Source organism: Mycobacterium sp. PO1, assembly GCF_017312405.1.
Lineage (GTDB): Bacteria > Actinomycetota > Actinomycetes > Mycobacteriales > Mycobacteriaceae > Mycobacterium.
In genome coordinates, this window is the sequence record NZ_BLTG01000012.1 from 13550 (window position 1) to 35143 (window position 21594).

17 protein-coding genes are annotated in these 21594 nt (G+C 69.2%); 3 read left to right on the plus strand and 14 right to left on the minus strand.

Features of this window, described 5'->3' with window-relative positions:
• Window positions 1-28 precede the first annotated feature (28 nt).
• The 5 genes from J3476_RS05000 to J3476_RS05020 form a co-directional block, all read right to left on the minus strand.
• Complete coding sequence (locus tag J3476_RS05000; RefSeq protein WP_207065420.1) at window positions 29-1480, minus strand: aldehyde dehydrogenase family protein; 1452 nt, start codon at window positions 1478-1480, stop codon at window positions 29-31.
• Window positions 1477-2706, minus strand: coding sequence for an NAD(P)/FAD-dependent oxidoreductase (locus J3476_RS05005; protein ID WP_207065421.1), 1230 nt, complete (start codon window positions 2704-2706; stop codon window positions 1477-1479). Before J3476_RS05005 ends, J3476_RS05000 begins: the two co-directional genes overlap by 4 nt.
• Entirely contained in the window at window positions 2703-3062 is a 360-nt protein-coding gene (locus J3476_RS05010) for a Rieske 2Fe-2S domain-containing protein (RefSeq protein ID WP_207065422.1), read from the minus strand. Before J3476_RS05010 ends, J3476_RS05005 begins: the two co-directional genes overlap by 4 nt.
• 71 nt (window positions 3063-3133) lie before the next feature.
• Window positions 3134-3853, minus strand: a complete 720-nt coding sequence (locus J3476_RS05015; RefSeq protein WP_152515714.1) for a TenA family transcriptional regulator — start codon at window positions 3851-3853, stop codon at window positions 3134-3136.
• A 224-nt stretch (window positions 3854-4077) separates the two neighbouring features.
• On the minus strand, window positions 4078-4530 hold the full coding sequence (locus J3476_RS05020) for a heme-binding protein (RefSeq protein WP_152515713.1): 453 nt from the start codon (window positions 4528-4530) through the stop codon (window positions 4078-4080).
• A 201-nt stretch (window positions 4531-4731) separates the two neighbouring features.
• Between J3476_RS05020 and J3476_RS05025 the strand changes: the two genes are divergently transcribed.
• Window positions 4732-6402 (plus strand): CdaR family transcriptional regulator, encoded by a 1671-nt coding sequence (locus J3476_RS05025; RefSeq protein WP_207065423.1) that lies wholly within the window; start codon window positions 4732-4734, stop codon window positions 6400-6402.
• A 7-nt stretch (window positions 6403-6409) separates the two neighbouring features.
• On the opposite strand, the gene J3476_RS05030 is transcribed toward J3476_RS05025, so the two are convergent.
• Entirely contained in the window at window positions 6410-7786 is a 1377-nt protein-coding gene (locus J3476_RS05030; RefSeq protein ID WP_207065424.1) for an MFS transporter, read from the minus strand.
• A gap of 383 nt (window positions 7787-8169) precedes the next feature.
• Between J3476_RS05030 and J3476_RS05035 the strand changes: the two genes are divergently transcribed.
• Window positions 8170-9771 carry a hypothetical protein gene (locus tag J3476_RS05035; protein WP_207065425.1) on the plus strand — a complete coding sequence of 534 codons (1602 nt, stop codon included), beginning with the start codon at window positions 8170-8172 and terminating at the stop codon, window positions 9769-9771.
• Between the two features lie 8 nt (window positions 9772-9779).
• The gene (locus J3476_RS05040; RefSeq protein ID WP_207065426.1) at window positions 9780-10487 is read left to right on the plus strand and encodes a YoaK family protein; all 708 of its coding nucleotides are present in this window, start codon (window positions 9780-9782) and stop codon (window positions 10485-10487) included.
• A 4-nt stretch (window positions 10488-10491) separates the two neighbouring features.
• Here the strand turns inward: J3476_RS05040 and J3476_RS05045 are convergent, their stop codons facing one another.
• The 8 genes from J3476_RS05045 to J3476_RS05080 all read right to left on the minus strand — a co-directional run bounded on the left by J3476_RS05045 (window position 10492) and on the right by J3476_RS05080 (window position 21546).
• Window positions 10492-10884 (minus strand): PPOX class F420-dependent oxidoreductase, encoded by a 393-nt coding sequence (locus tag J3476_RS05045; RefSeq protein WP_207065427.1) that lies wholly within the window; start codon window positions 10882-10884, stop codon window positions 10492-10494.
• A gap of 9 nt (window positions 10885-10893) precedes the next feature.
• Window positions 10894-11781 carry a formylglycine-generating enzyme family protein gene (locus J3476_RS05050; RefSeq protein WP_207065428.1) on the minus strand — a complete coding sequence of 296 codons (888 nt, stop codon included), beginning with the start codon at window positions 11779-11781 and terminating at the stop codon, window positions 10894-10896.
• Between the two features lie 5 nt (window positions 11782-11786).
• Entirely contained in the window at window positions 11787-12455 is a 669-nt protein-coding gene (locus J3476_RS05055) for a hypothetical protein (protein WP_207065429.1), read from the minus strand.
• Window positions 12456-12457: 2 nt separating this feature from the next.
• A complete protein-coding gene (locus J3476_RS05060) occupies window positions 12458-14809 on the minus strand; it encodes an arylsulfatase (RefSeq protein WP_207065430.1) in 2352 nt (783 codons plus the stop codon).
• A gap of 89 nt (window positions 14810-14898) precedes the next feature.
• Window positions 14899-16569, minus strand: a complete 1671-nt coding sequence (locus tag J3476_RS05065; protein WP_207065431.1) for an ABC transporter — start codon at window positions 16567-16569, stop codon at window positions 14899-14901.
• Window positions 16566-18074 carry a glycosyltransferase gene (locus tag J3476_RS05070; protein ID WP_207065432.1) on the minus strand — a complete coding sequence of 503 codons (1509 nt, stop codon included), beginning with the start codon at window positions 18072-18074 and terminating at the stop codon, window positions 16566-16568. The genes J3476_RS05065 and J3476_RS05070 overlap by 4 nt, the downstream gene beginning before the upstream one ends.
• A complete protein-coding gene (locus tag J3476_RS05075) occupies window positions 18071-19594 on the minus strand; it encodes a hypothetical protein (protein ID WP_207065433.1) in 1524 nt (507 codons plus the stop codon). The genes J3476_RS05070 and J3476_RS05075 overlap by 4 nt, the downstream gene beginning before the upstream one ends.
• Entirely contained in the window at window positions 19591-21546 is a 1956-nt protein-coding gene (locus J3476_RS05080) for a hypothetical protein (RefSeq protein ID WP_286182618.1), read from the minus strand. The genes J3476_RS05075 and J3476_RS05080 overlap by 4 nt, the downstream gene beginning before the upstream one ends.
• Window positions 21547-21594 lie beyond the last annotated feature (48 nt).

Below are 21594 nucleotides of genomic sequence, written 5' to 3' on the forward strand. Positions count from 1 at the left end.
TCATACTCCGTTTTTCTGTAGTGGTCGATCAACTCGCGGAATTGAGGTACACGGTCTTCTCGGTGAGGTAGAACTCCATCATCGAGGGTCCGGCCTGTTCTTTGAACGTCGCGGTGGACGACGCCTTGTAGCCGCCGAAGGGCGCGTTCATCGCCATCCCCGTCGTCGGCTGGTTGACCTTGACCAGACCGGTGCGCGACTCCCGCACGAACGTCTGCGCGACGGCCAGGTCGCCGGTGATGATCGACGCCGAGAGTCCGTATTCGGTGGCGTTGGCCAACTCGATGGCCTCGCGCAGCGATCCGGCCCGCTGGAACGCCAGCAACGGTCCGAACACCTCTTCGGTGACGATCCGCATGCTCGGCGTGGTGTCGGTGAACACGGTCGGCTGCGCGAAGAATCCGCCGTCGTGGCCGGGCACGTCGACGGTGGATCCGCCGCAGCGCAGCTGCGCTCCCTCGGCGGTGCCGATCTGCACGTAGCTGACGAACTTCTCGAGCTGCTCGGCGCTGGCCAGGGCACCCATGTCGATGCCGGCCTGCACCCCCGGGCCGACCCGCAACGCCTGCGCGCGGGCGACGACGCGTTCGACGAGCTCGTCGTGCACCGCGTCGGTGGCGATCACGCGGCTGGTCCCGGTGCATGCCTGACCGGACAGTCCGAAGGCGCCCTTGACGATCAGCGCCGCGGCCCGGTCCGGGTCGGCGTCGTCGGCCACCACCACCGGGTTCTTGCCACCCATCTCCAGCTGCACCCGCCGGTGCGGTCCCACCTGCCCGTAGATGGACCGCCCCACACCCGTCGACCCGGTGAAGGTGACGGCGGCGACCCGGTCGTCGGCGGCCACGGCGGCGCCCGCCGCGCCGTCACCGTGGACCAGCGCGATGGCGCCGGGCGGCAACCCGCCGGCCAGCAGTGCCTCCACCAGGCGCTGTCCCATCAGGGGGGTCAGCTCGGACGGCTTGAACAGCACCGGGTTTCCGACGGCGAGCGCGGGCCCGAGCTTTCGGGAGGGGATGTTGAGCGGGAAGTTCCACGGCGTGATGGCCCCCACGATGCCCACGGGTTCGCGCACCGTGTACAGCAGCGTGTCACCGCCGACGGGAAAGGTGGTGCCACCGCATCGGGTGGCTTCGGCGGCGTAGAAACGCAGGTTCGCCGGAGTGCGGCTGACCTCCATCGTCGCCTCGGCGACCGTTTTGCCCTCTTCGCGCACCAGTTCGTCGATCAGCTGCGCACTGCCGGCTTCCAGATGAGCGGCAGCGGATTCCAGCACCGCGGCGCGCCGTTCCGGGGAGGTCGCCGCCCAGTCGCCTGCGGCCTTGTCCAGGTGGTCGACCGCTGTCGCGACATCGCGCGGGCCCGACGCCGGGAAGGTGCCGACGACGTCGGTCGGGTCTGCCGGGTTACGGCGGGTGAAGGTCTCCCCCGAGGCGGCGGGCACCCAGGTGCCGCCGATGAAGTTCAGACCGTCGCTCATGCATGCACCTCTTCGTCGTCGTAGACCAGATCCCACAGGTCGGTGTCTTCGTCGCAGAGCGCCGCGGTGTCGACCTCGCGGCCCAGCAGTTCCCGCACCGCCATGATGTCCTCGCCGCGCTCGACGCTGAACGCCCCGCAGACCACCCCGTCATGCAGGTAGACGCCGGTGAAGTCCATGCCGTCGAGGTCACCCCGGATCAGCGGGTCACCGGATGCGGCACCGACGAACTGGAGGTTGCGGCCGTGCTGGTCGGACCAGAACCACGGCGGCTCATCGGAACCGGTGCCCCGATCGAGGATGGCGTCGGCCACCGCGGTGCCCTGCCTGCTGGCGTTGTCGAAGTGTTCGAGGCGCACATGCGTGCCGGCCCGGGGCGAGTAGCGGCGCGCGACATCGCCGGCGGCGAAGATGTGCGCAATGCTGGTGCGTCCGGCGGCGTCGGTGACGATGCCGTCGTCGAGGTGCAGCCCGGTCGCCGCCGCGGCGGCGATGTTGGGCTCGATGCCGATCCCGACGACGGCCACGTCGGCGTGCACGGTGCTGCCGTCGGCGATGTCGACGACCACGCCGTCAGCGGTGGTGCGCACGGCGTGCAGCGCCGACCCCGTGCGCAGGTCGACACCGCTGTCGCGGTGCAACCGGCACACGGCCTCCCCCATGGCGGTCCCGATGACCCGTGCCAGCGGGAGCGGCGCCGGGTCGACGACCGTGACGTGCACGCCCGCCGCGGTGGCGGTGGCGGCCAGTTCCAGACCGATGAAGCCGGCGCCGACGATGGCCAGCCGCCGCCCCGCCGTGAGCTGGGGCGCCAACCGGGTGGCGTCGTCGAGCGTGCGCAGGTAGTGGATCAGGTCGGGGCGCGGGCCGGGCACGGGCAGCGTGCGTGGACGGCCACCGGTGGCGAACAGCACCGCGTCCGCCTCGATGTCGGGGCCACCGTCGATCTGCACGGCTCTCGTCGCCGCATCCACCCGGCGTACCTCGACGCCGGTGATGATGTCGATGTCTTTGTCGGCCAACCACTTCGGCGGGAGAATCCACAGTGAGTCGAGACCCTCGGCGCCGCTGAGGAACTCCTTGGACAGCGGCGGCCGCTGGTACGGCGGGTGGGGTTCGTCGCCGACAAGCACGATGCGCCCGTCGAACCCTCTCCTGCGCAGGTTGCGGGCGGCGACGGCGGCGGCCTGCCCGGCTCCGATGGTGACGACGGTGCGCCGGGTCATGCCCGCGCCTCCTGTTCTGCCTCGGCGGCGGCCCCGGCGCGCTTCGGCGTCGGCTGGACGTAGATGGTGCCGGCGTCGTCGACGCGCACCGGATAGGTCGGCTGGCAGCGGTCCTGGTCGGCTTCGTAGCCGGTCTCCAGGTCGAACTGCCACTGATGGCCGGGGCAGATCACCTTGCCGTGCAACAGCGTGCCCTTGAACAACGATCTGTCCTGGTGCACGCACAGATCGGCGAAGGCGTACACCCGGCCGCCGGCCTGGAACAGAGCGATGGCCACGTCGTCCAGCTCCACCCGCAGTTTGCGGCGTCGGCCCATCTCGTTGACGGTGGCCACGGCCACCCATTCCGCGGTCATCGGACTCCTCGACTCGTGGTGATGCCGGCGTGATCGGTTGCGGCCGGCGCAACCGATCACGCCGAGATCACTCAAACGGCTACTGGCTCGAGCTCTGGCGCGACGTAGGTGTCGTACAGGCCCTTGGTGTAGGAGAACCGCATCTCGGCGCCCCAGCGCACCAACTGGAGGCAGCGCTGCTGCAACTGCGGCGTGTCGGCATGGTCGAGCACGATCTGGTAGCCGCGCTCGCCGTGCACCACATCGGAGGTGATGTGCAGATCGAAGAACTCGATCTCGTCCTCGGTGAACTTGTACACCTCCCGAAGCGGCACGATCTGCTTGGTGTAGATGCTGGGCACCTGGGACTCCAGGCCGACGACCAGCGCCGCGGTCGCCACCACGAAATGCTCACGCTGAGACACCGCGTAGCACCACGACTGCAGACCGCGGGTGATCGCGTTCATGTTGTTCGGGTCCTCGATGCGTTCCTTGGTGGTGCCGCACGCCTCGCCGAACTTGATCAGCAGATCGGTGTGGCGGATGTCGGCCAGTTCCTCCTCGTACATGTTCTGCAGCGTGAAGTCCTTGGCCCCGGTGAACTCGTCGGGGGTGTTGGCGTAGATGTTGGCCAGGTAGTCGGCGAACGGACCGACGTAGTGGAAGTGGTTCTCGGCCCAGCGGGCGAAGTGGTGGCGCTCGAGCCGACCCTCGGCCCACGCCTTGGAGAACGACGCGTTCTTGGCCTCGCGGCCCTTGATGGCGTCTTCGAGTTGCGCACGGAACTCGTCGCGCCCGAGAAGTTGGGTCATCGGTAGGACTCCTGATCGTCAGTGGGGATGGGTTGGCTGCCGTGGCATGCGATCCACGAAACCCGCTGTTGCAGTGATTGATTCGGGCTCCGCCGCAGTGGTGAGATCACGCATCGTCGCGAATCATCCTCGGCAACAGCGACGTTAGCGAACATGCCGACGTGTTGACCATGGACAACTTCACCGTTGCTCATCGGCATTCGCAGGTCAGAGTGCACAGTCGGTCAGCGCGCGCCGACCGCGGCGGTCAACGACTCGAACTCGGCGAGGATCGCCGCGCCGACCTCCTTGTCCTGGGCGCCGTTGCCGCCACTGATGCCCACGCCGCCGACGATCTGACCGTTGAACACCAGCGGAAAGCCGCCGACGAAGATCGCGAACTTGCCCGGCAGCATGTGGCTGATACCGAACGCCTCGTTACCCGGCAGCGCGGGACCGTTGGGCGGCTCGTTGAACAGATGGGTGGCCCGTTCGTGCCCCGCGGCGGTGAAGGCCTTGGCTATCGAGATGTCCACACCGGTCAACCGCGCGCCGGGAAGCCGGTGCAGCGCCACGACGTTGCCACCGTCGTCGCAGATGCACAGCGTCTGCTTGACGCCGATCTCCTCGGCCTTGGCCCGGCCGGCCGCAAGCAACGGGAGGGCATCGTCGAGATTGATCCGATAGATCTGGTGCATGGTGGTTCTCACTCCTGTGGGTTGCGCTGACAGGCATTGCGCCTGTGGAGATGTCTACCAACGGCGCCGCCCCCAGGCCCGGGTCAACATGTCCCCGGTCCGGCGCGCATCCGGGTCACACTGCACATAGTGTGTGGAGCGGTTCCCGGTGTATTCGGTGTACAGGCGAATCGGGAGCCCACGAATCAGAGCAGGTGAGACATGGCGCCGGTAGGACATGACGACGATCGACTGACCGTCGCCGGACTGCTCGACGAAGCGTTGATGTCCGGGGCCCGTGTGGTCGCCGGCGGCGACCATCTCGATCGCGAGTTGCACTGGGTGTTACCGCTTTCCGAAGTTCTCTCCCGCCACGACCCGCTCGACGGCGTCGCGGTGTACAGCCGGCCCGAAGCGTTGCTGGGCAACGGCGGCGCCCTGGCCGCCCTGGCCGCGCGCGGTGCGACCACCCTGGTCATCGACGGTGCGGCACCCGTCGACTTTCCCGGCCGGCGGTTGCCGGGGCACCTCGTCGTCATCGAGATGGCCTTCCCGGCGGGTTTCGCCGCACTGAACCGCCTGCTGGCCGAGCGTGCGCTGAGCCGCGAGGTGCACGTCATGCGCTACGCCACGCATGTGCACGCGTCGCTGGCCGGACTGTTCCACCGCGGAGCCGGGCTGCAGCTGCTGATCCGCGAGGTCTCCAATCTGGCGCGCAATCCGGCGCTGGCGCTCGACGCACGCGGAAACCTGGTCGCGCACCACGGCATCGCGCCGGACGTCGCCGAAGCCATCAGCGAGTCGATCCTCGGCATGCTGACCACCGATCTCCCCGCCTCGGCGCGCCGCTCGGCACACCACGACACCCGGGTCGAGACGGTCGACACGCCGGCCGGGACCTGGACGGTGGTGTCCACGGCGATCCGACTGGGCAAATCCTTCGAGGGCTGGGTCCTCGTGCTGGTGCCCAGCGACGAGCCGGGGACGCACGACCTGGCCCGGCACGTGGTGGTCACCGAGCAGGCCACGGCGATCATCGGCTCGGAGATGCTGCGCCAGCACAGCGTCGACGAGGCCGAGGAACGCGCCCGGGGTGACTTCGTCCAGGCGCTCGTGCACGGCCACTTCTCCAGCGAGCACGACATGCGCGCCCGGGCCGAGTACCACGAGATCGACATCGATTCCCGCTTCGGCGTTTTCGTCGCACCCGGTGCGGTACCGCGCGGGGTGGACAATCCGACCGCGTCGATGGTGCGGTTGGCACGGTACGCCGCGGGCGTCGCCCCCGACCCCGCGGTGCGCTCGTATGTCACCGTCATCGGCGACGTCCTGGTGGTCGTGCGTTCCCTGCGCGGCGACGACGAGACCTCGATGCGCCGCGAGATGACCCAGTACGCCGAGGCGATGGCGGCGGAACTGGAGTCCCGTCGTGGCAGTCCGGTCGCCGTGGCCTACGGGCGTCCGGCGCGGGGCGCGGGCGAGGTGTCCGGGGGCTACCGGGAGGCCCGTGTCGCGCTGGGTATCGCGCGTCGACTGAGCCGGACCGGGGCCATCTCGTATCAGCAACTGCGCAGCTTCACCGTCCTGGCGGACATCACCGACACCGAGCAGAGCCGCGCGCTCGTCCAGGACGTCCTGGGCCCGTTGCGGTCGGCACCTGATCTGGTCGAGACCCTGATCGGCTACCTGTCCCACGGCGGCAACGTCAACGCCACCGCGCGGGCCCTCAACGTCCACCGCAACACCATGCTGGCCAAGCTGGACCGCATGTCACGGGCCCTGGGACTCGACATCCGGGTGCCGGACAACCAGTTCACCGTGTGGCTGGCGGTCCGCATCGACATGCTCGCCGACGTCCATGCGGCCGTGGACCGGGAAGCCCGCTATCGCTGAAGCCGCCTCACGGCGGGTCGGCGCCGCAGAAGGAGGCGAGCAGGCCCAGCCCCGCCATCACCGCGGTCAGCGCGAACACCGCCGGATAGGACGCCAGGTGAAGCGCGATGGCCACCCACGCCGCGCCCATCGCCGAACCACCGAACCTGGCCAGGTTGTACAACCCCAGCCCGGTGCCGTGCGCACCCGCCGGCGAACGGGTCGCGCCCGTCGCGGCCGGCGTCTGGACCAGGGCGATACCCACACCGGCGAGGACCAGGATCACCGTGACGGCGACGAACACGGCGTGCGCGGCACCGAAGCGGCCCGAGACGGCTGCCGCCAGTCCCGCCTGGGCGACGATCAGCAGCACCAGGCCGGTGCGCATCACCCGGCGCGGACCGAGACGATCCAGGTAGCGACCGACCAGCGGCCCCAGCAGGGCCATCGTGGCCGGCACGGTGAGCAACACCAATCCGGCCGCCGAAGCGGACCTGCCCTGGGTGATGAGGTAGAGCGGGATCGCCAGCAACATCGCGCCGAGTGCGAACATCTGCGTGAACGCCGCCACCGAGCTGCGGACGAAGCGCACCTCGGCGACGAGTCGCACGGCGACGAACGGGTTCTCGACCCGTAGGCAGTGCCAGACGAAGAAGCTCAGGACCGCCACCGCGACGCCGAGCAGCGCCAGGACGGCGGCGGTGGTGCCCGGCGCGGGGATGAGGGCGACCCCGAGGATCAACAGGCCGGAGCCGAACGTCAGTGCGCATGCCCCCGTCAGGTCGAACCGCATCCTGGTGCCGGGGTAGGCCGGGATGTGACGCAGCGTGCCGATCAGGCCGGCCAGCGCGACGGGCACCAACGGCACGAACACCCACCGCCACCCCCACGCATCGGCGACGAAGCCGCCCATGGCCGGGCCCGCCGCCTGTCCGATTCCGTTGACCGAAGCCCAGGCACCCACCGCGCGGCCCCGCCTGTCCCCGTCGAACAGCCAGGTGAGCAGGCCCATCACAGCGGGGGCGAACGCGGCGGCGAGCAAACCGCCCAGGCAGCGCCAGGCGACCAGCAGCTGCAGCGAGGGGGCAGTGGCCGCGCCGACCGCGCACACCGCGGTGCCGATCAACGCCACGCAGTACACCCGGCGTCGGCCGAACCGATCCCCGATCCAGCCCACCAGCGGCATCGTGGCGGTGAACGTCAGCAGGAAACCGACCACGACGAAGACCCCGCTGCTCAGCGGGGCGTCGAACTCCTCGAGGATGGCCGGCAGCGGGACGTTGACCACGTTGTTGCTGACCGTGCCCACCAACGTGCCGGCGAGCAGCGCCGCCAGCGCCAGCGGCGTGCCGTCGCCCTGCGGCCGGCCGGCGGCGCCCGGGCGCTGAATGTCGGTGTCTGTCATGGTCGCTCGGAGGTCACCATCGATCTGTCGGGGATGCCCGTGCGGGCCTGATATCGCGTCACGCCCACTGTCTCACCGACGGGGCCGGACCGGCAGCCTACGCCGAGGGCATCGTGCACAGCGGGGGCGACCGAATCTGAACAGTGCGCACAGCGAGCCGGAATCGGGCTCTAACACCTGCGAAGTCGCCCCGTGTCGGTTTTCGCCGACATTGTTACCTGCCTGAAACGCGCTGACACCTCACCGACAAGCTCGGAGCATATTGCACATAGGTGGCCACAAACCGGTGTGCACTGTGAGCGTTGACCGTGACGGTCGACACGCCGAGCATTCCACCAACAGACTGCACAGCCCACGAGCAGTTGCGACGAAGGGCCCTGCCTATGCAAGTTCAACTGACTGCCGCGCACTGGATCTATCTGGCCGGCATCGTCGTCATCCTGATCACGATGGCGATGCGCAAGAACATCGTGGTGCCGGCCGTGGCCGCCACGATGCTGACGGCGTGGGCGTTCTCGGGCAGCATCATCACCGGTCTGTCGTCGATCTTCAATGCCAGCCTGGTGGCCGCCCAGGAGTTGTTCAACATCTTCCTGATCATCGCGCTGGTCACCGCGATGCTCGGCGCGCTGCGCGAGATGGGGGCCGATCGGCTGATGGTGACCCCGTTCCGGCGCGTGATGCGCGCGGGCACAAGCAGTTTCCTGATCCTGGCGCTCGTCACCTACGTGATCTCGCTGTTCTTCTGGCCCACACCGGCGGTACCGCTCGTCGGTGCCGTGCTGATCCCGGTGGCGATCCGCGCCGGCCTCACACCGCTGTCGGTGGGCATGGTGATCGCCATCGCCGGACAGGGCATGGCGTTGTCCGCCGACTACATCATCAAGGTCGCCCCCGGCATCTCGGCCACGGCGGCCGGTGTCGACCCCGACAGTGTGGCGGACAAGTCGCTGGTGCTGTCCTTGATCGTGGGCGTGGTGGCACTGCTGGTCACCTACGTCACACAGCGCCGCACGTGGCGCAAGCCGTCGCCGGAGCTGCTCGTCGCTTGGGAGAACAAGGCCGACAAGTTCGGCATGACCGGCGGCGAGAGCGCCGGGAGCGCGGGCAGCGGCGGCGGTGCCGCCGGTGGCGGCCAGGGTGGCCCGACGGGGGCCCGCCCCGCGGACTCGCCGGTCGATTCCGGTGGGCCCGTGACCGAGGCGCGTCCGGCGGCCGCGGCGACGCTGGTGCGCACCGAACCGGTGGCCGATCCGGCGCCGTCTGATCCGCCGAAGACGAACTCGGCCAAGGTATTCGCCGTGCTGGTCCCCACCGCCTACTTCGCCTTCATCGCCTACCTGCTGCTCGGTAAGTTCACCTCCCTGGTGCCGCCGTTGCAGGGCGGTGACGCAGCCGGGATCGTCGGCGGAATCGCGGCGCTGCTCCTGTTCGCCGCGTGCGTGACCAACGACAAGCGCAACTTCCTCGAGAGCTCCTCGGCGCACATCACCGACGGCCTGGTCTTCGCGTTCAAGGCCATGGGGATCGTGTTGCCGATCGCGGGCTTCTTCTTCATCGGCAACGGTGATTTCGCCGGCCGCATCCTGAGCCTGCCCGAGACCGCGACCCCGCCGGCGTTTCTGTTCGACCTGATCAGCGCCGCGCAGTCGCACATCACCCCCAACCCCGTGGTGCTGGCATTCGGCGTGCTGATCGTCGGCATCGTCGCGGGCCTCGACGGCTCCGGATTCAGCGGTCTGCCCCTGACCGGTGCGCTCGCCGGCGCGCTCGGCCCGGCCGGCGGGATGGACCCGTCGACGCTGGCGGCGATCGGCCAGATGGGCAACATCTGGTCGGGCGGTGGGACGCTCGTGGCGTGGTCGTCGTTGATCGCCGTCGCCGGTTTCGCGCGTGTTCCGGTCCTCACGCTGGCGCGTAAGTGTTTCCTGCCGGTGGTGACCGGACTCGTGCTGAGCACGGTGTTCGCGCTGCTGGTGTTCTGAGGCCGACGATGCTCGCTGTACCGGACCGCGACCGTCTCGCCCTGGCGGCGACCATGTCGTTGACCTTCGTCACCGGGGTGGTCGACGCGGTCGGCTTCCTGGCCCTGGACCGGGTGTTCACCGGCAACATGACCGGCAACATCGTGATCCTCGGAATGGGTGTCGCCGGGGCCGACGAGCTGCCGGTGTTGGGCCCGGCGGTCGCGCTCGTCGCGTTCACCGCGGCGGCGTGGGTGGCCGGGCTGGTGCTGCGCAAGCCTCGTTCACTGGACCCGCCGGGCTGGCATCACCGGGTGACGGTGCTGCTCTCGGTCGGCGCACTCGCGCTGACGGTGCTGACCGTCGTCGCGGCGTTCACCGGGTCCGAGGCGGGGCCGCTGCTCAAGGTGGTGCTCGCCGCGACGACGGCAGCGGTGATGGGTCAGCAGGCCGTCGCCGCGCGAGCGGTCGCGGTCACCGACATGACGACGGTGGTCGTCACGTCGACGCTGGCGTCGCTGGCGGGCGAGACGTGGTCGCGCGGCGGACGGGGTGCGGTGTTCAACCGCCGGCTCGGGGCGATCGTGGCGATCTTCGCCGGCGCCCTGGTGGGCGCCCTGCTGCTGCGGATCCACGTCGCGGTGCCGTTCGGTCTGGCCGCAGCGCTCACGGCGGGCACCGCATGGCTGGGGCACCTGCGGCTGTCGCCGCGCGCGACACTGACCGCCACCGGTTGACCCGTCAGTCCAGGGTCACCAGCAGCGCGGTGCGCTCCTCGCGGCCGCGTCGCATCACCCGTTCGACGACGGTGACCACGTGGAACACCAGGCCGTACTTGCGCTTGATCGCGGCCCGCACGCGGCGCACGTCGGCGTCGTCGTCGAGCACCTCCGCGTGGCCACCGACCCGGGGTGCGCCGGCCGGCACGGAACCTGTGCGGCTGCACGGGGCGATCGACACCCTGGGGTCGCGGCGGGCGCGCTTGACCTTCCAGCTGTCCGACGGCGTCCAGAACGCGAGCCGACCGTCCTGCTCCGCCACCCACATCGGTGTCGCGACGGCCTCACCGCTGCGCTTGTACGTCGTCAACGACACGAACTTCTGCGCCCCGAGATCGGCGACCGCGTCAACCATCACACCAACCTACGCGCCGGTGACGCAGCGGAAACCGATGTGGGTGGTCGCGCTGTCCTGGGATTGCGGTGAACGTGCCGACGGCCGGTACCGGTGGCAGTACTCCGGCGCGCACAGATGCGATCCACCCTTGAGCGCCTGCACCAGTGTGGGATCGGGACCCGTTGCCGGACAGCAGGTCTGAGTGCCGCCACCCATCTCGTGGTGGCCGCTGAACCGGGTCGTCGTCCACTCCCACACGTTGCCGATCATGTCGACCAGCCCGTAGCCGTTCGGCGGAAAGGTGCCGACCGGCGAGGTGCCCGCCCAGCCGAGGGCACCGTCGTTGCGGTACGGGAATCGACCCTGCCAGGTGTTGGCCATCACCTGGCCGCCGGGCGCGGGTTCCTCACCCCAGGGGTAGGTCGACGTCGATCCGCCGCGCGCCGCGAACTCCCATTCCGCTTCGGTCGGCAAGCGCCGGCCGGCCCAGCGTGCGTAGGCGGCGGCGTCGGCGTAACAGACCTGCACCACCGGGTGCTCGGGCCGGTCCGCGACGGCGTCGACGGCGCTGCCCGGTCCGAAGGGGTGCCGCCAGTCCGCGCCGGGAACCCACTGCCACCATTGACGCCAGTCGCGCAGATCGACCGGCCCGGTCGTAGGGCGGAAGACCAGCGCTCCGGGCACCAGATCCTCGGCGGCGGCGCCGGGGAACAGCGCCGGGTCGGGCGCGAGTTCGGCGACGGTCCGATAGCCGGTGTCGCCGACGAATTCGGCGAACTGCGCGTTGGTCACCGGATGGCGCTCGATCGCGAACGGGGCGACGCTGACGGTGTGGGTGGGCGCCTCTTCGGGGTAGAAGCGGGTCGAACCCATCCGGAACGTACCGCCGTCGATGTCGACGAGGTCGGTGAGCATGCGGTTCAGGGTAGGCCGATCTCGAAGTCGTCGGTCAGCAGCGCCGCCGGCTCGTCGAATCCGGGCGCGTCGGACGGTGCCGTGACGTGCACGGCGATCAGGTAGTCACGCCCGCCGGTCGGGACGTGCACGATGCGGTCGCGGTACTGGACGGTCTGCGTGCCGTCGGACAGGATGCCGAGCAGCGTCTGCCCGGACAGTCCGCACAGCTCTCCCGGCAGCACGCTGAGCGTGGTGATGGAGCTGTCGGCGGTGAGTTGGTCGGCGTACTCGCGGAAGGCCGTCTCCGCGTCGGCGTCGGTCGCAGCGATCGTGACCACCGCCCGCATGCCCGCCGGGCCGTTGAGTTCGGCACCGACGTCGCCGTTGCCGCCGGACATCGACCATCCGTCCGGCACGGCCACCGTGGCCGTCGGCGCGTCCGGATCGGCCACCAGGGCGACCGTGCGCACCGGCGGCAGGGACGCCGGCGCGCAGAGCGGCTCCGGGCCGGCCGACGGCCCCGGGGTCGGCACCACCCCGGGTGCGGGCTCGTCGCGCCCCGTCGTCGCGGTGGTGGTGCTGGTGCTCTGCTGCGCGCCGGGGGCGGCCACCGGCACGCCGTCGCTGCTGCGCGTGCACGCCGACCCGGCCAGCGCGACGAGCAGTACGACGACGGCGAGGCGGCGCGGCACCGTCAGTCCCTGGCGAAGGCCCGGCCGAGCTCACGCTCGGCGTCGAGGTAGGGCGCGCCCGAGACGTCGACGACGATCCGGCCGATCGTGCCGCCGGTGAACTCGAAGGGCGCCCGGTAGGCCGTCGACACCGGTTGCCCCGCATTGCGGCCCACGCTGACCCCGCCGCCGGCGAGGCCGAACATCACCGGGTGGGCCTTGACGCCGGTGCGGGAAGCCACCGCCGCGCCGTCGACATACAGCGTGACGTCCCCGACCGGGGTGTGGCTGCCCTCCACCGTGCCGGTGCGCGCGAAGCCGACCCCGACGACGTGGGCGCCCGCGGGCAGCGGGTCGTCCGCGCCGACGTGCTGTTCCTCCTCGCCGAAGAAGTTGTACACGAACTGCAGTCGGCCCTCGTCGACGTAGAGCACGTAACCACCATGTCCCGCACCCTGTTTGAACAGCACGCCGCGCACGTCCCCGCTGTCGACGGTCACGTCGGCCAGCACCGAGAACGACCGGCCCGCGATGTTGACGCAGCCGCCGACCGCGACCGGGGCGGTGTGCGGGTAGTAGACGTAGCTCGTCCGGTCGCCGGCCAGCGAGGGCCGCCACCGGCTGATCATCTCGAACACACCCAGATCGGACAGCGGGATGCCGTTGTACTTCTCGGCTTCCGACAACCACAGCGCCTGCAGTTCGGCGAGCTTGTCGGGGTATTCGGCGGCCAGGTCGTGGCACTGGCTGCGGTCGACGTCGAGATGGAAGAGCTCCCAGCGATCCTGGTCGAAATGCGACCACCCCGACGGCGCGGCGGGGTGCACGGCGCTGGCGAACCAGCCCCGGTGCCAGATGCCCCGGGTGCCCAGCATCGTGTAGAACTGGGTCTCCTTTCCCGTGGGTGCGTCCGGATCAGCCAGGGCCACTTTGAAGCTGACGCCGTCCAACGGTTTCTGCGGAATGCCTTTCACGGTGGCCGGCGCCACGATCCCGAGCAGGTCGTACACCGTCGGGGTGATGTCGCAGACGTTGACGTAGTTGTCGCGGATCTCTCCGTGCGCGGAAATACCTGCGGGCCAGGAGATGATCGCGGCATCGGCGATCCCGCCCTCGTGCGAGGCGTAGCGCTTGTACAGCTTGTAGGGGGTGTTGAACGCCATCGCCCACCCGATCGGGTAGTGCCCGTAGGTCGTGGGGCCGCCCAGTTCGTCGAAGAAGCGCATGCTGTCCTCGACGGTGTCGATGTAGCCGTTGAAGAACTTGCCCTCGTTGACGGATCCGTTCGGCCCGCCCTCACCGCTGGCGCCGTTGTCACTGATCACGACGATGATGGTGTTGTCGAGCTGACCGGACTCCTCGAGATAGTCCAGGATGCGGCCGATCTGCGCATCGGTGTAGGACAGGAAACCGGCGAACACCTCGGCCATGCGGGCGAACAGCTTCTTCTCGTCCTCGCTGAGCTCATCCCACGGACGCACCGTGTCCTGCTCGGGCCAGGGTTGCCCGTCCGGGCCGGTGACATCCCTGTACGGGTTGACCGGGGAGAGCTCGGTGTCCGGCGCGACGATGCCGAGCCGCTTCTGGTTCTCCAGCACGATCTCTCGGTACTGTTCGTAACCCATGTCGAAGGTGCCGGCGTAGCGGTCCGCCCACTCGGTGAACACATGATGGGGGGCATGTCCGGCGCCCGGGCAGACGTAGGAGAACCAGGGTTTGTCCGATGCGATCATCGTCGAATCACGGATGAATTCGATGGTCCGGTCGGCCATGTCCTTGGAGAAGTGGTAACCCTCCTCCGGCGTGGCGGGCGCCTCGACCGGATGCCCGTCGTAGACCAGTTCCGGGTACCACTGGTCGGTCTCGCCGCCCATGAACCCGTAGAACCGGTCGAAGCCGCGGGAGAGTGGCCAGTGTCGGCGGGTGGCAGCGAGATTGGACTCTTCCAGCGGCGTCAGATGCCATTTTCCGACACAGGACGTGCTGTAGCCGCGTTCGGCGAGCACCTCCGAGATCAGGGCGGTGTCAGGGGGAATGCGGCCGTTGATGCCGGGGAAACCCTCGGTGAACTCTTCGACGATCGCCATGCCGACCGTGGTGGCGTTGCGTCCGGTCAGCAGTGAGGCACGCGTGGGCGAGCACAGGGCGGTGGTGTGGAACTGCGAAAGCCGGACTCCGCGTTCGGCGATGCGGCGCATGGCCGGCATGTCGACCAGCCCACCGAAGCAGTCCCAGGTCGCGATACCCACGTCGTCCCAGACGAGATAGAGCACGTTGGGGGCGTCGGGCGGCGCGGTGGGCGGCGCGTAGGGGCCCCAATCCGGTTCGGAATCCCGGATGTCCAGTTCGATCCTGCCGTTGAACTCCGTCGCCATAACGCCCCGTCCCTGTCGGTGGTGCCGCGTCAGCCCTGCTCGCGGCAGACACTACACCGGCTCGAATGGCGAGGTCGGCTGATTCCTCGCTAGTCCGTCACCGCGGGTTCGTTGACCCGGTAGAGCCGCCAATCGGGCTGACTGTCGCCGTCGTTGGGGATCTCCAGTTCCAGAGTGGCGATGTCGGCACCGGTCTCGTAGAGGGTGGGGTAGCGCAGATTCAGGGCATCGGAGACGCCCCGCCCTTCGTTGGGCACCGCCAGCAGGTAGCGGATTCCCCCGGCGGCCGGGTCGTTGAGTCGTTCGGTGAAGTCGCCGTCCGACGGGATGACGAACGTGTTGGGGTTCTCCGACGCCGCCAGCACCGCGAACCCGTAGACCGTATCGGTGATCACCGACGAATCGGGCAGATCGAGGCTGTCGAGATAGTCGGCGATCGTGCGCTCGGTCGAGAACGTCGCGGCGATGCGGTGTTCGAGCGCCTTGCGTTCGGTCACGTTGTCCGGGTCCGGCGACAACACCGCGCCGAGCGCGTACTCCTGCGGCGCGTACCGGGGCATGCCCATCCCCCACGCCGTGACCGGCACGGTGACCGCGAACAGCAGGGCCACCGGGGCGTAAGTCGGCCACCCGCGGCGCCGAGGGGGCTGCGCCTCGACGCGCGGCGGCGCGTAGCGGCCCCGGCGCCGCGCCTCGACGAGCACCCCGTCCGGGACGGCCAGCATCGCCAGGCAGGCGGTCAGCGGTATGGCGATGATGTAGAACCGCAGGAACGGAAAGGTCGACCCTGACGCGTAGCTGTAGGCCTGGAAGGCCAGCGCGGCGCCGTAGATGCCCAGCGGCACCAGCATCACCTGCCAGTTCGGGGTGTCCCATCGGCGCGCCACGCCCCACATGGCGATGGGCACCAGGGTGGGCGCCAGCAGCGTGATGCAGGCGAGGGCGAACAGCAGCCCGCCGCCGAACGAGGGTGCGGATGCCCCGGACTGCTCCAGGATCGCGGCGTTGCCGTACTGAGAGGTGAACTGCGCGAACGCCTCCCCGGTGATCAACCAGCTGATCGCGGCCCAGCCGAGGAAGGTGGCCAGCCCCGGCCCGCTGACCAGGATGACGTCGAGCAGTGCCCGCCGGACCCGGGGCGGCGGCGCGGCGCGGCGGTAGGTGGTGACACCGACCAGTACGCCCGCTGCCGCGACACAGGCCACCGCGTCGTAGCGGGTCAGGTAGGCCAATCCCATCGCGATACCGCCCGCGGTCACGAGGTGGTGCACATCGTCGTCGACCATCCACATGATCAGCCTGCGGACCGCCCACGACATGAAGAAGATGAACGGCGCCTCGCTCATCCCGTTGGCGCCGTAGAACACGATCATCGGGTTGAGCGCGAATGCGGCGGTGACGGCCAGCGTGTAGCAGCGCGGCAGCCCCCGGTCCAGGCCCATTCCGGCGATCTGGACGACCGCGCCGGCCATGAACAGCGCCGACATCAGCGTGCCCGAGAAGGCGCGTTCGGCGATGTCGGGCCAGATCGGGCTCAATGTCAGGAACGGTATCTGCACCATCGCGGTCAGCGGCGTGAAGATGAAACCGATGGCGGCCAGGTGCGGGTCCCGGCTGAACAGCACCGACTGCGCCGCCGTCACGCGCGACAGCGCGTCACCCAGGATGAAGCCGTGCCGCACCTGCAGCCAGTAGCCCACCGCGCCGTAGAGGACGAACGCTGCGAAGAAGACCATGACCAGCAGGCGCCGCCGGGTCATGGCGCCCCGGCTTTTCGACTGTCGGGCTTCTGGGTGTCGGCCGGATGTTCAGCCGGCTTGTCCGCCAGGCCGTGAAAGGTCTTCTCCCAGTAGGACGGATTACGGATCATCTGGTACAGGCCCTTGGCGGCCGCAACACTCATCATCACCCAGAAGACCGGCACCGTGATGGCGGCGAGCAGCAGATCGCTGCGGTCGTCCTCGCGCAGCGCGATCAGGTTCATCATGATCGTCGCGGCGTTGCCGAGCACCAGGGCCACCAACGCGGGGAAGTAGATGTAGGGCGGGAAGACCTCCTCGACCACCTTCGGCTGCCCCAGGAACCACAGCACGGTGATGAGCCAGAACACCAGGTTGAGCACCGACACGATCGGGGTGCCACCCAGCACGAGGTTGAACCGCAGGAAGCTGCGGAACCCGACGGTCTTGTACAGCCGCACGGGCCGGCGGATCTGGACCAGCCAGGTCTGCAGATAGCCCTTGTACCAGCGCGAGCGCTGCCGCACCCAGTTGATCGGGTCGCTGTTGGCCTCCTCGAGTGTGTACGAGTCGATCACGGCGGTGTGGTATCCGCTCGAGGCGATCCGCAGGCCGAGGTCGGCGTCCTCGGTGACGTTGAACGGATCCCACGCGCCGATCTCGTCGAGGACCTCGCGACGCAGATGATTCGACGTGCCGCCCAACGGGATCGGAGAGGTCGACACCATCATCCCGGGCAGCAGATACCCGAACCACAGCCCGTATTCCGCGGTGAACCACGCGGTGAGGATGTTCTGATGCCCGTTGTGGTACACCAGCTTCGCCTGCACGCACGCCACATTGTCGGGCAGTGACCGGAAGGCGGCCACCACGCGGCGCAACTGCAGCGGTTCGGGCAGATCCTCGGCGTCGTAGATCGTGACGATCTCCCCGGACGCGAAATGCAGACCGTAGTTGCACGCCTTGGGTTTGGTGCGCGGGTGCGCGGGCGGGACCAGACACAGGGTGATCGCCTCGGACTCCGCGCAGGCGCGGGCGGCAGCGATGGTGAGGTCGTCGTCGGCTTCGAGCAGCAGCAGCACCTGGAGCTTGTCGCGGGGGTATTCCAGGGCGGCCATCGCGCCGATGAGGTCACCCACCACTTCGGGCTCGTTGTAGGCGGGAACCAGAATCGTGTACGGCGGCAGATCCTCGTCGGGGATCGCCCGGGCCGCCTCGTCGGAGATGCCGATGGGCCGCGAGCGCAGGCCCTGCCGGAAGATCAGGACCCGGTCGGTCATCGTCAGCAGGTACGCGACGGTGCTCACCCCGACCAGTACCACCGCGGTGGCCATCGACCACTTCACCGCGCAGACGATCGTGATGAGCAGCGCCGACCACAGCAGCACCCGCTGCCAGCCCACCACCGCCACCGCCGCCGAGCGCACCGGATCGTCTTCGCGCAGGCCCTCGATCGCCCGGTGCAGCGCATGGCGCTGTGCCGGTGTCAGTTCCGCGGCGTCGGGCTCCTCGGTCGGCGCGCTCACGCCGGTGAACCCGTCTGCGCGGCGATCAACGCCCGGCCGAATGTCGTGAGCAACGCGGCGTCCTTCCAGGTGGGATCCTCCTGGAACAGGACGTCGTTGCCGCGGAACAGCAGGGTCAGCAGCGTCGAGATGGACGGCAGCAGGCTCTGCGTCGGCTCGGGAAACGGCGCGCCGGGTTCGTGATTGTCGACCGCGAACACCGTCACCCGCTGGGCGAGTTGGTCGTCGCCCCAGACGAACTCGAGCGAGTTCCAGGTCACCAGCAACTTGTCGTCGACCACCGAGATCATGTGGCCTGTCACGTCCTCGCTCAGTTTGACGTCGTCCGGATCACTGATCCGGGCGGCCGTGAGGCCGTAGAGCACCCGGGTTGGGAAGGTGCGAAACGCGTAAGGCCGGGGGCTGACCGTGCTGTCCACGACGAGGGTACGGGGCCGGGAGAACTTGTCCCAGCGGGGATCACCGACGTCGGCGGTGATCCGCTGGCGCACCAGCACGGCGCCGGGGCCGAACATCCGCGACACCGGGAACTTCTGAGTGCTCTGGGTGGTCCATCCCAGCGGAGCCACCATCGGCAGTTCCTGCCGTAGCGGATAAGGGCTGGACCGCGGAGCGGGAGCTTCGCCGTCGGTGGTCGGAAGCTGGAACTGTGCCAGGGCCAGAGTGCACACCAGGACCAGCGGGATGCCGGCCCACACCTGTTTGGCGGCAATGGGTTCGACCTTGCGTTCGAGCACCCTCTTGGGCTGGCCGCGGCGGGCGTGGAGGTAGCCCGCTGCACCCACCGCGCACAGGGCGGCCAGCGCAGGCACCTGCTGGTACACCAGCAGCGGGGCGTCGTGCAGGAAGATCGTGATGACGGCGAGCAGGGCGAATCCGATCACCCAGGCGGCGACGGAGGCGATGAACCCGCGGCGGTACGTCCGTCCCATCGCGATACCGGCGCCCACCCCGGAGATCAGCAGTGTCGCCGCGCCCGCACTGGTCTTGCCGCCACCGAAGGTCAACACGGCCAGGTAGTAGGGCAGCGGGAAAACCATCAGCAGCATGCCCCACACCCACGCGAACCGGATGACCGGGCGCAGGCCGAACAGCAGCACCGCGGCCGACGTCACGAACAACCACATCGCGACCAGGTCCAGTCGAAGCAGCAGGAAGTACAGGTCGTACCGCGGCAGCAGCACCCACTGGATCAAGATTCCCACGCCCATCGCCATCAGGCCGACGATGATGTCGGTCTGACGGTCGTGGATGGGCAGCTCGGTGCGCCTGCGACGCGCGACGGCGAACGCCACCAGGACTGCCGCGACGGGCACGGTCCACACGAACCCGCCCAGACTGCCGTTCCGGGTGACCTCGACCAGGCTCAGCAGGCTCTGGTGGAACGCCACGGCGGTCGTCACGATGATGAACGCCCAGCGCAGGACCAACCGGTAGACCGGGTGCAGGTCGTAATACCGCTGCGCGAACGAGACATCGGCTGCGGCGCCGTCCTCGGCAGTGGCCGGGCCGGCGGTCATGACGTCGGCGATTTCCGTCGTGCACGCGCCACGATCACCACCACCGCGAGCACCACCGACACTGCCGCGAGCGCGATCGCCGCCCACGCCCACCACGGCAGGCCCGCGTCGGGGGCCGACGGTGCGTCGGTGTCCTGCTCCTCGGCCTGGTCGGCGCCGTACACCACGGGCTGGCGGTCGGCGGTGGCGATCACCGCCGTCCCGTCCAGACTCGACCAGCGCTGGACATTCTCGCCGAGCCAGCTCAGTAGCGCGTCGACCTGCTCGGGGGCGTCGTTCGACGTCGCGACCAGCATGCTGCGCCCGTCGTCGTACACCGTCTGCAGAGAACCGAACCGCAGCGCCGGATCCAGCGTGAGCGTGGTGGTCTCCCCCGGTTCGCCGGCGCGCTGCACCGTCAACTCACCGTCGGCGCCTGGCTCGATCGGCAGCGCGACGGTGTCGTCGGTCCAGCGTTCGGCGCTGACCAACAGCGCCGGCGCCGAATCGGCGACGGCGTCGCCGAGCGGCATGACGCTGGTGTCGATCGGCAGCGCCGAGAGTCGCTGCAGCCCGACCATGATGTCGGTGGCGCGGCGCAGGTCGTCGAACCCCCCGCCGAGGCCGACCACGGTGCGGGGCATCAGCGACTGCGGCATCGACTGGAAGCCACCGGGCACCGGGGGGTCGGCGGGGCTGCTCAGCACCGGGCTCTCACCGTCGATGGTCAGCGTCAGCGGCTGGAACTCACCGCAGCGGCCGGTGTCTCCGCTGATGTCCAGGCGCAACCCCAGGTTGGTGTAGCGCTGCAGCAGCCTGTCGGGCACGTCGACCCAGCGGTCGATCGCACCGGACGAGTCGGCGGGCCAGCGGTCGATCGTCTCCCCCGCGATGGAGGCGACCAGCTGACCGCCGATCGATTCGGGCAGCGGTGTGTACGAGCCCTGCAGGTGCACCCTGATGCCGTGCGCCGACCTGCCCAGGCGGGTCTGGTCCAGGCCGATGTTCACCTGAGGTGACAGCGCCACCGCGTTGACGCCCGGCTGCCCGAGCCGACGCAGCGTGGTCTGGTCGCCGGGCAGCTGCGGCGTCGAGTTCAACGGGCCCGCCACCGCTTTGGACGCGAGCGCCAACCGGTTGACGTCGCTGGCCAGCAGCCGGCTCTGGTTGGCCAGCGCGTCCGGTGGCCCCTCGATGATCAGCGCGGGCACCCCGTCGGTGGGCAGCAGGGACACCCCGACGTCGGGTCCCTCCCTGATCAGGATCTGGCGTTGCAGCGGCGCGGACGGCCCCGGCGGCGCGCTCTGCCGGTCGGGCAGGGGCACGACGATGATGTCGGGCGCCTGTGATCCGAACTGTGCGGCGATGGCAGTGGCCAGACGAACCGTGGCATCCGATTCCGCCTGCGACGGTTCGGCACTGACGAAGATCGTCAGCTGGCGCAACACCGGCGGCAGGAAGTCGGCCACCACCGTGGGTGCGATCTCCACCCCGGCGAACGCCACGGCTCCGTCGGAGAACCGCAGCGGGTTCGTCGGATCCAGGCAGTATCCCGGCACCGGCAGCAGGTAGCTGCGCAGGATGACGGTGACCGCGTTGTCGACGATCTCGGCCCCGGCGAGCGGAATGGACACCGGCACACGCTCACCCGGCGGGATGTCGACGCGGGAGAGGGTGCGGTCCTCCTGCATGACGGTCACGGTTGCGCTCTGCACATTCACGGGCAGTTGCGTGGTCACGTTCAACGCGACCGGCGCGAGGCCCGACGGCACCGGGATCGTCAGGGTTTCGGTGCCCTGGATACCGTAAAACGCCAGATCAGCAGGCGCTCCGAGCTGCACGAGCGGCAACGTGGGCGCTGCAGACACCCCGCCGTCTCCCGGCGGCTGGCTCATAGCCACCGGCGAGATCAGCAACGCTGTCAGCGTCACCGCGGCGAGCAATCGCACTGCTGTCCCGACATTCCCCCTCATCGCAGGTCAGCGTAATGCCAATGATGCTCACGCAAATCCGAAAACCAC